Here is a 13482-nt window from a genome sequence, read left to right as displayed (position 1 = left end):
AGAACAAACTATTCTTACAAAGCATAAGAAAGGTTTTTTGATGGCAAAGAAAAAAGATTTTTCTGAATTAACCAGGGTACAAATTCCAGCAGCTCTACACCTTATGAGACTGGGCTATACCTATCTTCCTCGTAATGGGAAGGAGATTGTAGAACGTGATCCAGATACCAATATCCTCGTATCTGTTTTTAAGGAGCAATTTTTAAAATTTAACAACTACCTGACAGAGGAAGACTTTGAGAGAGAACTGGCCAATATCAAGTTGGAACTAGATCAAAATGACTTGGGACGTTCTTTCTTTAGACGCCTGCAAGGTCAGGAAGATACTGTTTATATTGACTGGGAAAACCCTGAAGCCAATACTTTTCATCTAGCGCTTGAAGTCACTTGTAAAAACGGCCAGGATGAATTCCGTCCTGACATTGTCGTATTTATCAATGGTCTGCCTCTTTCTTATATCGAAGTGAAACAGCCAAATGCGATTCGAGATGGGAAAACAGGAATTCAGTCGGAGCAAGACAGAACTAGACAACGTTTTGAAAATCGCAAGTTCCGCCGTTTTAACAATATCACCCAGTTGATAGCTCTGTCTGATAACTTGCCCTATATCAGTGGACAAGGTCAACAGAAACAGGGCTCTTACTACGGTTCAAATGCCTATTCAAAAACCAAGTTTAATGCTTTCAAGGAAGAAAGAGAAGAAGATTTTCTTCATTCCTTAGCAACCTTAACAGAGGACCAAATCGACTTCGTCTTAGATGATATGAACCACTTTGCCCTCAAGTCCCAGCCAGAATTCACAACAAATCTAAACCCTGACACACCTTGCAATGCCTTTCTGTCCTCCTTGTATCAGAAAGGACGCCTACTCTTTATGCTTCGTTTTGGCCTAGTCTATGTAGAGGAAGAGAGCAAGGATGGTCCAATGCAACTGCAGAAGCATGTCATGCGTTACCCTCAGTATTTTGCGACACGTGCCATTGAAGAGACAATTGCAAAAGGTGTCAAGAAGGGTGTTATCTGGCATACACAAGGTTCAGGTAAGACTGCCTTGGCTTTCTTCAATATCCGCTATCTGACCAATTATTTCTCAAAACAGAGAATTGTCCCTCAGTTTTACTTTGTCGTGGATCGTTTGGATCTGGCAGACCAAGCCTTTAAAGAATTTACCAAACGAGGGCTCAAGGTTAAGCGTATTAACAGCCCTCAAGAGCTCAATCAAAAACAAGATGGCTATGATGTCGCTGTGGTCAATATCCAGAAGTTCAAGGATAATTCAGACTTAACTGACCGCTCTGGTTATGACCTCCATCGTCAAAATATCTATTTTATCGATGAAGCCCATCGCTCTTATAATGAACGCGGTTCCTACCTACCAAATCTCTATCAGGCAGACACCAATGCAATCAAGATTGCTTTGACTGGGACCCCATTGATTACCTATAAGAAAGATGGCAAGACCAAGGAAAATCATGCGACCACACGTGATATTTTTGGGGACTATATCCACAAATACTACTACAACCAGTCTATCGATGATGGCTTTACCCTACGTTTGATGCGAGAAGATATCGAGACTTCTTATAAAGACAATCTCAGATCCATCAATGAAGAGATCCAACGTGGAGGCTTGTCCAAGGAGGATATCTTTGCTCACACTCGTTATGTAGAACCTATGTTAGACTTTATCATTGAGGACTTTAATCGTGCACGTGATGTAATTTTTGATGATCAGACGATTGGTGGCATGATCGTCTGTGACTCGTCAAAGCAGGCGCGTGAGCTTGAAAAGCAATTAGAAAAACGTCGTAAAGTTGGAACAATCAACTTGACATCTGCATTGATTCTCCATGATGAGGGAGATAAGGAAGAGAAGAAAGACAAGGTAGATGCTTACAAAGAAGGCAAAATTGACCTTATCATCGTCTACTCCATGCTCTTGACAGGTTTTGATGCCCCTCGTCTCAAACGTCTCTACCTAGGGCGTAAAATCAAGGCTCATAACCTTTTACAGACTCTAACCCGTGTCAATCGTCCTTACAAGGACTATCTCTTTGGCTATGTCATCGACTTCGCGGATATTTCGAAAGAGTTTGACAGGACCAATCGTGCCTATCTAGAAGAACTCAATCAAGAGTATGATACAGCCTTGACTGGGGAAAATGGAGAGGATGTTTTTGGATCGCTCTTTGTCCCTGCAGACGAGATTTCTCATGAATTAAGGAAGACTGAGCTAATCTTACTTGACTATCCAACGGATAATCTGGAATACTTTTCCCAAGCTATCAATGATATCAAGGATAGAAAGCAGTTAATTGATCTACGAAAAGCTTTGGAGTCGATCAAGCAGTATTACAATATTGCTCGTCTCCTTGGTTACCATCACTTGATCGAGCAGATTGACATTGCTCAGGTCGCAACCTTGCTCAATATCCTCTCTAGACGGATGCTGACACTGTCCTTGATTGATAAACCAGCTGACTTTTCTAGTCAAACGCTCTTAAATTTAGCCATGTCTGAGACCAGTTTTAGTTTTGTCAAGATTGCAGAGGAAGAACTTCGCCTAGCAGCTAATGACCTGGAGGATTGGAGACGTCGGGTAGCTGGTAAGATTAAAAAACAGCGTGATGAAAAGGATCCTGAGTGGGTTTCTCTCTACGAAGAATTCCAACGTATCATGCAAAAACATTTTATCTATGGCCAAGAAGGCTATACAATGGAAAATATCAAGGAAACACAAAAAGACTATGAAGAACTCTTTAAGTCAGTGGAGGATTATTATACTCGTATGAGACGTTTGACTATGAACTTTAACGGAGATGAAATGGCAGCTCGTTCATACAAGCATGTGACCAACTCGACTATGGTCAGTGAATTTCCTGCTATTTACCATGTCATCAAAGGTTCTAAGGTTAAATTAGACCATAGAATCGGTCAAAATCAAGGGGTTCTAGATAATGAGGAATACCTAAAGCGAATGATTCGCGAGCAAGCCCGAAAAGAGATGAAGAAAAACCAATCAGCTAGCAATATGGCCAAACAAGATTTTGATCGATTGGTTGAATCGCTATTTGAAGGATATGAAGAGGAATACCAACACTAATGAATGAGACATACAAGGTCCAAGTCCAAGACTTGGTAGATGATTTAAAAGCCGTCTTTACCCATGCAGGACTAGGAGGAGAAGCGGGTGAGTACAAACTCCTCACCCAGTCTTTCCTCTACAAATTTTTAAATGATAAGTTTTTATATCAAGCACAGGTACTAGATGCAGGGAATACCTATGAAAACTTGTTGACCATGAGTGAGGAAGACTATGACTGGCTCTTGGAGGATATCGGTACCAGCACAGCTTGGATCAAGCCAGAGCAGTTGATCGAAACGCTTCACCGTCAGCAAAACGAGGCGACTTTCTATGAGATTTTTGAAAATACTCTTAACCAAATCGCCATTGACAATAATGATATCTTCTCTGTGCATACGGACGGAGATACGGCTATTCGTCTTTTTGACGAGCGTCTGATTACCGATACCATCTCAGATAGCAGTAAGCGTAACGAAGTGGCAAAAGCCATTATCAATCTTCTTACTCGAGTCAAGTTTGATGAGACCATTTTTTCACAAGGTTTCGACTTTTTCTCTACCCTCTTTGAGTACATGATTAAGGACTACAACAAAGATGGCGGTGGTAAGTACGCCGAGTACTACACGCCTCACTCTGTGGCTAAGATTATCGCTGATATCTTGGTTGGAAATGACCAACCATCAAACGTGCGGATCTATGACCCGTCAGCTGGTTCGGGAACCTTGCTTATGAATCTGGCTAGTCGTATCGGTGTGGATAAGACCACTGTCTATAGTCAGGATATCTCACAAAAATCGTCTAATCTCCTCCGTCTTAATCTGATCTTGAATGGACTGCAACACTCCATCCATAATATCGTACAGGGAAATACCATCATCGCCAATCGTCATCCTGAAAAGATGGACTATATCGTGTCTAACCCGCCTTTCAAGCTAGATTTTTCAGAATGGCGTGACCGAGTGGAAAGCTTGCCAGAAGCCAGTGAGCGTTTCTTTGCAGGAGTGCCAAAAGTTCCAGCCAAGTCTAAGGATAAGATGGCGATTTACGAGCTCTTTGTTCAGCATATCATCTATTCCTTGAAGTCAGACGGTCAAGCAGCCGTTGTCTTGCCAACAGGATTTATCACTGCCCAATCAGGTATTGATAAGGCCATCCGTCAACATTTGGTGGACAATCAAATGCTGGCTGGTGTCGTTTCTATGCCGTCTAATATCTTTGCGACGACAGGTACCAACGTCTCTATCCTCTTTATCGATAAGAAAAACAAGGGCGATGTCGTCCTCATTGATGCCTCAAACCTCGGAACCAAGGTCAAGGAAGGCAAGAACCAAAAGACAGTGCTCTCTCCAGAGGAAGAGCAGAAGATCGTCGAGACCTTTATCAAGAAAGAGGCCGTTGAGGACTTTTCTGTCACCATCTCTTATGAGGACATCAAGGAGAAAAACTACTCTCTTAGCGCGGGCCAATACTTTGACATCAAGATCGACTATGTGGATATCACAGCAGAAGAGTTTGAAGCCAAGATGACAGCCTTTCAAAACAAACTTTCAGACCTCTTCCAGCAATCGCATGCATTGGAGCAGGTGATTGAAGAGCAAATGAAGGGGTTGAAGTATGAGTGAGTGGAAAAGGTATAAATTAGGTGAGCTGCTTAGGGTGAAACATGGTTGGGCTTTTAAAGGAGAATTTTTTTCAGATACGGGAGTTCAAAGTATATTAACTCCGGGAAACTTTTATGAATCTGGCGGATTCAAAGCAAATCCTTCGAAAGATAGGTTTTATAGTGGAGATTATCCGAAAGAATACTTATGCTCAAAAGGGGATTTGGTTGTTGCAATGACTGAACAAGCTGCTGGTTTATTAGGTAGTACAGCGATAGTTCCTGAAGATAATCGATATTTACATAATCAGCGAATAGGTTTGATTTCTTGTAATGAATCCTTGAATAAAGATTTTGCTTACTATTTATTTATGACACAATCAGTTAGACAGCAGATAAGTCGTTCTGCATCTGGAACAAAAGTTAAGCATACCTCGCCAGAGAAAATTTATGATGTTCAAGTAGATATTCCAAAAATTCAAACTCAGAAAAATATTGCGATTTTTTTGAGTATACTAGATAAAAAAATCCAAATCAACAACCAAATCAACCAAGAGTTGGAAGACATGGCTAAGACCCTCTATGACTACTGGTTTGTGCAGTTTGATTTCCCAGACCAGAATGGCAAACCCTACAAATCATCAGGCGGAAAGATGGTCTATAACCCAGAACTCAAACGCGAAATCCCAGAAGGGTGGGGAGTGGATTCCTTATGGAATATAGCGAATTTTTATAATGGTCTTGCTATGCAAAAATATAGACCAGATACAAATGAGGATGGTTATCTTCCAGTTATTAAAATTCGAGAAATGATGAATGGTTTCTCAAAGGATACGGAAAAAGCGAGATTAGATATTCCAACAGAAGCAGTTGTAGAGAGAGGGGATATATTATTTTCTTGGTCTGCAACATTAGAGGTTATAATCTGGGGGAAAGAAAGAGGAGCTTTAAATCAACATATTTTTAAAGTTACTTCGGATACTTATCCAAAATCCTTCATCTACTTTGAATTGAAAAGCTATTTGAAGGTATTTAAAGCAATTGCTGAGTTGAGAAAAACAACTATGGGACATATTACTCAGGACCATTTAAAGCAGGCTAAGATTGTAGTTCCACCGATTGAAATTATTTCAAAATTAGATGCCAAACTACAACCCATAATGTTAAAACAACAGATTCTAGAAAATCAAAACCAAGAACTCACCCAACTTCGCGATTGGCTCTTGCCAATGCTGATGAACGGACAGGTGAAGGCATAATATTAAGGAGATGATAAGATGGAAAAGCGACTAAGATTGTTTCATTTTTCAAGAGAAAGTGACAATGTTAATGTAGTATCAGGGAAAATCTTCGAATCAAGCTCAATTGATTTTAAAGAAGAATTCGATAAAATTATTGATGATTTAGACACACGAGTTCAAAAATGTATGGACGATAAATTTGCAAAAAATTTTAGATTTAATCGAAGAACTTCTCAAATGGTTACAAACATTTCTGAGATATTTGTTAGTCATAATAAATTTAAGTCAAACTCAGATGATATTGCAAGTAAGTTTAAGGATGCAATAGGCAATCAATTCCATAATGATTTCTATCTAGTAGTACTAACCACTATGCTAAATGATAGTGAGGTGCTTTTTATAGTAAAAATGGAAACTGGAACTGCTATACAAGTCACGGATGAAAATACTTTAAAGACACTTGATAGAATCTTACCTGATAAAAAATCTAGGCTTCAGAAAGCTACTGTAATATTCAAAGATAGAACTATTTCTTTTAAAGAAGGAACAGAGCCAAGCAATTCAGAAAGAGAAAATATTCATTCAAGGGTATTAGATAGGACTGATGATAATATTTCTCGTTACTTCTTCAAAACGTTTTTAGAAAGTACAAACGTCATTGATGATCCTGATTCAGCAGCAAAAGCAGCTATAGAAGCAATTGAAATAGTTTCAAAACCATATCTAAAGTCTAATAACTCTTCTAACGATGTAAAAGAGAGATTACAAAGTTTTTTATCTCAAAAACGAGAGACATCTTTTGATGGTTTGATTGGGGAAATTAGTACTTTACTTGATTTTGAAAAAGCTGGAACCTATATGGATTCTGAAAAACTAGCTCAAGAAGCATATCAAAATGCCAAAAAAAGAAATGGCACGGTTATATTTACATTTACAGCCGAGCTAAAAACACCACCAAGGACAGTGTATGTTTCAAAGGATAATAATAAAGAGTTAGAGATTAGAGTTTTTGATAGTTTATTGGAACAAGGAGATGTTGTATGGGAGGTAGAAGGGAATTATTCAATAATGAAGATAAATACAGATAGGATCACAATATTGAAGAGGTGATTATTATGTGTAACCAAATTTTTTCTTCGATCAGCAATTATAATTTGCAAGGGAGTTGGTTTAATTTTTTAGAAAAGGAGAGAATATTTAAATATAATATTAAGTTTATAGTTTACGAAAAAGAAGTTAGTAAATTTAAACATGATTTTTCATTACCCTTACCAGATAATATAAGTGTTAGATGTAATGATTTTCCATTTGCTCAGTTTGATAATCCTGAGAGTGAAAATATTATTATTCTTACTATTGAACAAAACTTAGTTCCTGAAAAAAATAAAAAGATATTCTTTTACTCAGAAAAAGATTTTATTGAATTCGAAAAAGAATTTTTAAGAAAAATTGCAATAAAAGAATTAAAAAATAGACATAATAAAATTGCGATAGATATTTTTAAAGGTGATTTTAGAATTATTTCTCCAATATTTTCTCTAGTAACAGAAGAATTAAAGATTCCTAAAATAGTTCTAACTAAATCAGAATTTAATCACGTGAAGATATGTGCTTTGCCAAATGTGATTACTAATATTAACTACGAAGATTGTAAAAAAATATCATTAATTAATTTATTGGATTTACTATCTGAACGAATGATCTCTGATAATGGAGAAAATACTGAATTTGTAATTAGTTTTGAAAAAAATGCAATCTTAAAATTAGATGATGTTAGTGTAACAGAAAAATTTTTCAATAATTTTGAAAATATTTTTGACTTTATTTTTAGTGATGATAAAACTTATTATGAAAAGTTAATTATTTTTAGAGAACTGTTCTCAGATTTAGTAAATAATAAATTAAAAATAGATGATAAAGACATAGACATAACCTGGAAAAAATTAAAAATTAATTATAATTTATTTATAAAAGATAAGTTAAAAAAATATATTGATGATAAGAAAAAAATCACTGAAGACTTCACTAATCTGCAAAGGAAGACTTCCAATAGTATAAAAACTATAACAAATTCATTGTTGCAACAAATTTTAGTTTTGGTAGTAACAGTTTTAACAACTTTTATTCTTAAAAATTTCTCTACTAGATCAGCTATGTTGTTAACTCTTATTGTTGGATTGTTCTATTTGATTCTTGTAATAGGAATAAATCGTTTAAAAGGATGGAATTGTGAATCAAAATCTATTGAGTTAGAATACAAAAAAATAGAAAATATGTATAGTATTTTTTATAATGTTGAAGAAGATTATTTTAATGAGTTGAAGCAAGATTATAAAGACAAAATAAATGATTTAATACAGGTTGAAAAATGGAGTCATAAAATTGTATATTTAATTACAGTTTTTGTTGCTTTTTCTATATTATTTGTTTATTTACATCCATGTTTGTACACTCATTGTGAATTTTATAAGAATATAGTTGATTTCTTTAGTCAACATTTTTGAATCAATAAGTCTATTTGAATTCTGAATATTTGTAAGTTGTTAAAAAAACATGATGTTTATATTTACTAAATAATAGCGTATATCCCAGCCAAATCAACTTTTGGCTGGTTTTTATTGTCTAAAGATGGTATAATTAAATTACCTAAAAGGTAATTTAATTTAACGGAAAGGAACATATGAAGCTTATCTATACAAACAAATCTGTTAAAAAGCAGTGCACAGAGCTGAAGCGGGCGAAAAAAGATTTTTCGGATAAGATTGCTGTAAAGTTGCATCAGTTGATCAACTTTTTGGAAGCGGCGGATTCTTTGGCTAGTGTGACAGCATTTCCTAAGTATCACTTTCACCAACTCAAGGGAAAGAGACAGGGACAGTTTGCTTTGGATATAGACGGTCGAAAGAGTTCCTATCGGTTGATTGTAGAATTTCGTGAGGAGGATCTAGAAAAGGTTTTTCCTAGTCCCATTGAAATCGAAATCCTAAAAATAGAGGAGGTCAGCAATCACTATGAGTAATAAAATTGTTGAATACAAAGACCTGATTGCTTTTCATCCAGGTCAGTACGTTGAAGAGTTGATTGAAGATTATAACGTAACGCAGAAAGAATTTGCGGAGCGTTTGGGAGTTTCGGCAAAGACTGTTAGTAAGCTGGTCAATGCGGAGGAGTCTATTAGTAAAGAGACGGCTCATAAGTTAGCCAAGCTAAGCGGAGTTTCTATGCAAACCTGGCTCAATCTTCAGAATGCTTACGATGTAAAAGTGGCAGAGATTGTAGAACAAAAAGAGTTAGAAGAAGGTAGCGAGAAAGAAATCTGTGAGATGATAGATTTCAAGTATTTTAAGGAAGAAGGCTACGTTCCAGACAAACGCTATAGCTTGAAGGAAAAGATTATTGAGCTTCGCAAGATTTTAGGTGTGGCAAGTTTAGAAAACCTTATATCTTTTAACCATTTAGTCAGCTATCGGAATACGCGTGAGTTTACAACTAAAAGTATAGTAAACTCTAATATCATGCTGGAGTTGGCATCTAAAAAAGCACGTGATAAAACGACAACTAAGCTAAATCGCAGAAAGCTAGAGAGAAGCCTGCCAGCTTTGAGAAAGTTGACCAGACAAAATCCAGAAGTTTTTCCTCAACGCTTGTATGATATCTTGCTAGACTGTGGTGTTGTCCTAGTCGGTTTACCTGCTTTGCCAAATGCCAATTTGAATGGAGCGACTAAAAAGTTCAGTAATGGTAGTGCCTTGCTTTTACTGACGGATCGAAATAAAGCATCAGATATTTTCTGGTTCTCACTTTTCCATGAGATTGGACACATTCTGGAGAATGATTTTTCATCTGATGAAGGAAACAGTGAGTCCTATCTTCGTTCTGAGGAACAGGCAGATCAATTTGCGAAAGATTTCTTGATTAGACCAGAAGATTATCAAGCTTTTGTAGAAAAAGGAAACTTTGATAAGACGGATATCATATGTTTTGCGGAGGAAATCGATATTCATCCTAGTGTTGTCTTAGGCAGATTACAAAATGAGGGTATTCTAGGTTTTGACCGTTTCCGAGAACTAAAAGAGAATTATTACTTTGTTTCCTAAGTGTCAGGAAATTTTTAGAAGAAGAAAAAAGATTCATACAGTCAGTCATGTGAAGTCATTAATTCGCTCATTTTTAAGGTACAACATTGTTTCCATATTTCCTGGAAACGGATAGAAAGTAAGGAGAAAGATGGAACAAACTAACCAAAAATCCCAGTGCCAGCAACTATGGGCTAGGAACAAATACCTCGTTTTGAGTCATTCCAGCAAAATTTACAATGAGATTCGCCAGTATCTCAAGCAAGAAGTGGTGGAGCTGAGTCTGGTTCAAGAGATGATTGACCGTGCCTGTCAGATCCCAGAGCATAGGGGTCAGGTTTGCAATGCCTTTCAGCATATTTGGGGCTATTTCAAAAAGAAAGCGACAGATGTTGAGCGCAAGGACTATATGCTTTTGCTGGATCGCTACCGCTTTGGTCAGGCTTCCAAGGAAGACTTGATCGCTAAAACTCGAGACTTGCTTGACCGCTATCCCAATACCTACTTGCAACATTCGACTTTACTGAAAGGAGACTCCCATGAGACTTTGGCATGAGGCTTTGATTTCACAACTTCCCCGTCCTCAACTTTTGGGACAACATCGAGAGTGCTGTGCTCTTCGTGGCAATGGCTGGGGCAGAAAGCATGCGACGGTGGACTATGTCTTTACCCACTCGCCTTATCGTCTCTATGCTTATCATCGCTTGATTATGGAGGAAATGGCTGACCGTGGCTACAATGTCAGTCCAGAGTGGCTGGACAAGAACTACCGTGGCAAGACCTGTCCTTCTTATCAAGACTTGCCTGAGGAAAGGTTGGGCAATCCTATCTACAGTGAGCATGATGTAGCCTACTACGAGGAGTGCTTAGCTAATCTCCGAGAGAAGGGGATAGAGTTATAGTCTTTTCTAATAGCATGCCATAGTCACTTATAAGAATCGTCAATAGCTCGTTTGAGCATTCTAACTAAAATACAGCCATAAAACAAGCAATACCAAGGATTTGAGATGCTGGTCTCAAGTCTTTTTCTTTTGACCAAAAGAGCGATATAGTTTCAAACTATATCAAATCCTAATTATTTACAATTATACAGACAGTTTCTTTTCTGTTAAGATAGTTTCAACAACAAATTTTGGAGGACACATCATGTCAACTACAATCATCGGTTTCCCTCGTTTGGGCGAATTCCGCGAATTAAAATTTACAACTGAAAAATACTTTAGAAAAGAAATCTCAGAAGAAGAACTCTTGGCGGCGGCTAAAGAATTGCGTGCAAAACACTGGAACATTGTCAAAGAAAAAGGCATCACTGAAATCCCATCAAATGACTTTTCTCACTATGATAACTTCTTAGATGCAGCTTTCCTTTTCAATGTGGTACCTGCTTCAGTTCAAAACTTGGACTTGTCTGACCTTGAGCGCTACTTTGCTTTGGGTCGTGGTTACCAAGGAGAAAAAGGGGACGTTCGTGCCCTTCCGATGAAGAAATGGTTCAACACCAACTACCACTACATCGTGCCTAAATTTGAAAAAGACACTCAAGTTAAATTGGCTGGTCACAAGATTTTTGATGAGTTCCAAGAAGCCAAAGAACTTGGTCTCAACACTCGTCCAGTCCTTGTAGGGCCATTCACTTTCCTTCAATTGTCAGACTTTGAAGAAGGCGTGAAAGCAGAAGACTTCGTAGATAGCTTAGTAGTTGCATACCAAGAAGTTTTTGCTAAATTGGCTGAACTTGGTGCGACTCGCATCCAACTAGACGAAGCGGCTCTTGTCAAAGACTTGACAGCTGAAGAAAAAGCTCTCTTCTTGAACCTCTACAACAAACTCTTGGCTGACAAGAAAGGTCTTGAGGTCTTGCTTCAAACTTACTTCGGTGATGTGCGTGATGTCTACTCTGACCTTGTGAACTTGCCAGTAGATGCCATTGGTTTGGACTTCGTTGAAGGTAAGAAAACTCTTGAACTCGTTAAAGGTGGTTTCCCAGCTGATAAGACTCTCTATGCAGGTATCGTCAATGGTAAAAACATCTGGCGCAACAACTACGAAAAGAGCTTGGCTGTTCTTGAGCAAATTCCAGCTGAAAACATCGTATTGACAAGCTCATGCTCACTTCTTCATGTGCCATTTACAACTGCTAACGAAGAATTTGAACCAGCAATCTTGAACCACTTTGCCTTTGCAGTTGAAAAATTGGAAGAACTTCGTGATTTGGATGCTATCCGCAATGGTCAAGGTGCAGAAGCTCTTGCAGCTAATAAAGAACTCTTTGCGACTGAGCGTGTGGGTGAAAATACAGAACTTCGTGCGCGCATCGCTGGATTGACTGACGCAGACTACACTCGTTTGCCAGCCTTTGCGGAACGTGAAGCCATCCAAGAAGAAGCTTTCAAACTTCCAGCACTTCCAACAACAACCATCGGTTCATTCCCTCAAACTAAGGAAGTCCGTGCTAAACGTTTGGCTTACCGTAAAGGTGAATTGTCACAAGAAGAATACGATGCTTTCCTTGCCGAAACTATCGACGAATGGATCAAATGGCAAGAAGAAGTTGGATTTGACGTGCTTGTACACGGTGAGTTCGAGCGTAACGACATGGTTGAGTACTTCGGTCAAAACTTGTCAGGTTACCTCTTCTCTAAGAATGGTTGGGTACAATCATACGGTATGCGTGGGGTGAAACCACCAATCATCTGGGGTGATGTCACTCGTCTCAACCCAATCACTGTTAAATGGTCTAGCTACGCACAAAGCCGTACTGACAAACCTGTTAAGGGTATGTTGACTGGACCTGTTACCATCCTCAACTGGTCATTCCCACGTGAAGACATCTCTATCAAGGACTCAACTCTTCAAATCGCCCTTGCTATCAAGGATGAAGTGCTTGATCTTGAAGCTGCTGGCGTGAAAATCATCCAAATCGACGAAGCTGCTCTCCGTGAGAAATTGCCACTCCGTCGTAGCGACTGGTATGAAGATTACCTTGACTGGGCTATTCCAGCCTTCCGCTTGGTACACTCTACAGTAGCGCCAGACACACAAATCCACACCCACATGTGTTACTCAGAATTTACAGATATCATCCCAGCTATCGACAACATGGATGCGGACGTTATTTCCTTTGAAGCAAGCCGTTCAAACCTTGAAATCTTGGACGAACTCAAAGCGAAAAACTTCCAAACAGAAGTGGGACCTGGGGTTTACGATATCCACTCACCTCGTGTGCCAAACGAAGGCGAAATCGACCACACTATCGAAGCTATCCTTGCTAAAGTACCAAGCAAGAAAGTTTGGATTAATCCTGACTGTGGTTTGAAAACACGTGGTATTCCAGAAACAAAAGAAAGCTTGATTCGCCTTGTCGAAGCAGCTAAGGCTGCGCGTGAGAAATTGTAAGATAGGATTTCTCTCTTGACGCTGACTGATCAAGGAACTGCTTGGCCCTAGCCGCCTCAGCAATCATGAAATCAAAAAGAAAAG

The 13482-nt window shown here is 38.4% G+C and carries 10 protein-coding genes; all 10 read left to right on the top strand.

Features of this window, described 5'->3' with window-relative positions; translation table 11 throughout:
• Positions 1-40 precede the first annotated feature (40 nt).
• The 10 genes from MK403_RS01875 (at position 41) to metE (ending at position 13398) form a co-directional block, all read left to right on the top strand.
• Positions 41-3103 carry a type I restriction endonuclease gene (locus tag MK403_RS01875; RefSeq protein WP_268708787.1) on the top strand — a complete coding sequence of 1021 codons (3063 nt, stop codon included), beginning with the start codon at positions 41-43 and terminating at the stop codon, positions 3101-3103.
• A complete protein-coding gene (locus tag MK403_RS01870; protein WP_268708786.1) occupies positions 3103-4707 on the top strand; it encodes an HsdM family class I SAM-dependent methyltransferase in 1605 nt (534 codons plus the stop codon). Before MK403_RS01875 ends, MK403_RS01870 begins: the two co-directional genes overlap by 1 nt.
• Positions 4700-5944, top strand: coding sequence for a restriction endonuclease subunit S (locus MK403_RS01865; protein WP_268708785.1), 1245 nt, complete (start codon positions 4700-4702; stop codon positions 5942-5944). The genes MK403_RS01870 and MK403_RS01865 overlap by 8 nt, the downstream gene beginning before the upstream one ends.
• A gap of 18 nt (positions 5945-5962) precedes the next feature.
• Positions 5963-7036 (top strand): hypothetical protein, encoded by a 1074-nt coding sequence (locus MK403_RS01860; RefSeq protein ID WP_002914303.1) that lies wholly within the window; start codon positions 5963-5965, stop codon positions 7034-7036.
• 5 nt (positions 7037-7041) lie between these two features.
• The gene (locus MK403_RS01855; protein ID WP_268708784.1) at positions 7042-8430 is read left to right on the top strand and encodes a hypothetical protein; all 1389 of its coding nucleotides are present in this window, start codon (positions 7042-7044) and stop codon (positions 8428-8430) included.
• A 176-nt stretch (positions 8431-8606) separates the two neighbouring features.
• Positions 8607-8945 (top strand): type II toxin-antitoxin system RelE/ParE family toxin, encoded by a 339-nt coding sequence (locus tag MK403_RS01850; RefSeq protein ID WP_268708783.1) that lies wholly within the window; start codon positions 8607-8609, stop codon positions 8943-8945.
• Positions 8938-10023, top strand: coding sequence for a HigA family addiction module antitoxin (locus MK403_RS01845; protein WP_268708782.1), 1086 nt, complete (start codon positions 8938-8940; stop codon positions 10021-10023). Before MK403_RS01850 ends, MK403_RS01845 begins: the two co-directional genes overlap by 8 nt.
• A gap of 130 nt (positions 10024-10153) precedes the next feature.
• Positions 10154-10558, top strand: coding sequence for a YbgA family protein (locus MK403_RS01840; RefSeq protein WP_268708781.1), 405 nt, complete (start codon positions 10154-10156; stop codon positions 10556-10558).
• Positions 10542-10904 carry a TIGR02328 family protein gene (locus tag MK403_RS01835; RefSeq protein WP_268708780.1) on the top strand — a complete coding sequence of 121 codons (363 nt, stop codon included), beginning with the start codon at positions 10542-10544 and terminating at the stop codon, positions 10902-10904. The genes MK403_RS01840 and MK403_RS01835 overlap by 17 nt, the downstream gene beginning before the upstream one ends.
• A gap of 244 nt (positions 10905-11148) precedes the next feature.
• Positions 11149-13398 carry a 5-methyltetrahydropteroyltriglutamate--homocysteine S-methyltransferase gene (gene metE / locus MK403_RS01830; RefSeq protein ID WP_268708779.1) on the top strand — a complete coding sequence of 750 codons (2250 nt, stop codon included), beginning with the start codon at positions 11149-11151 and terminating at the stop codon, positions 13396-13398.
• Positions 13399-13482 lie beyond the last annotated feature (84 nt).

The organism is Streptococcus oralis, from assembly GCF_026782285.1.
Taxonomy (GTDB): Bacteria; Bacillota; Bacilli; order Lactobacillales; family Streptococcaceae; genus Streptococcus; species Streptococcus oralis_CG.
The sequence above is the reverse complement of the archived record's forward strand: the minus strand, read 5'-3'. Positions and strand labels throughout refer to the sequence as shown.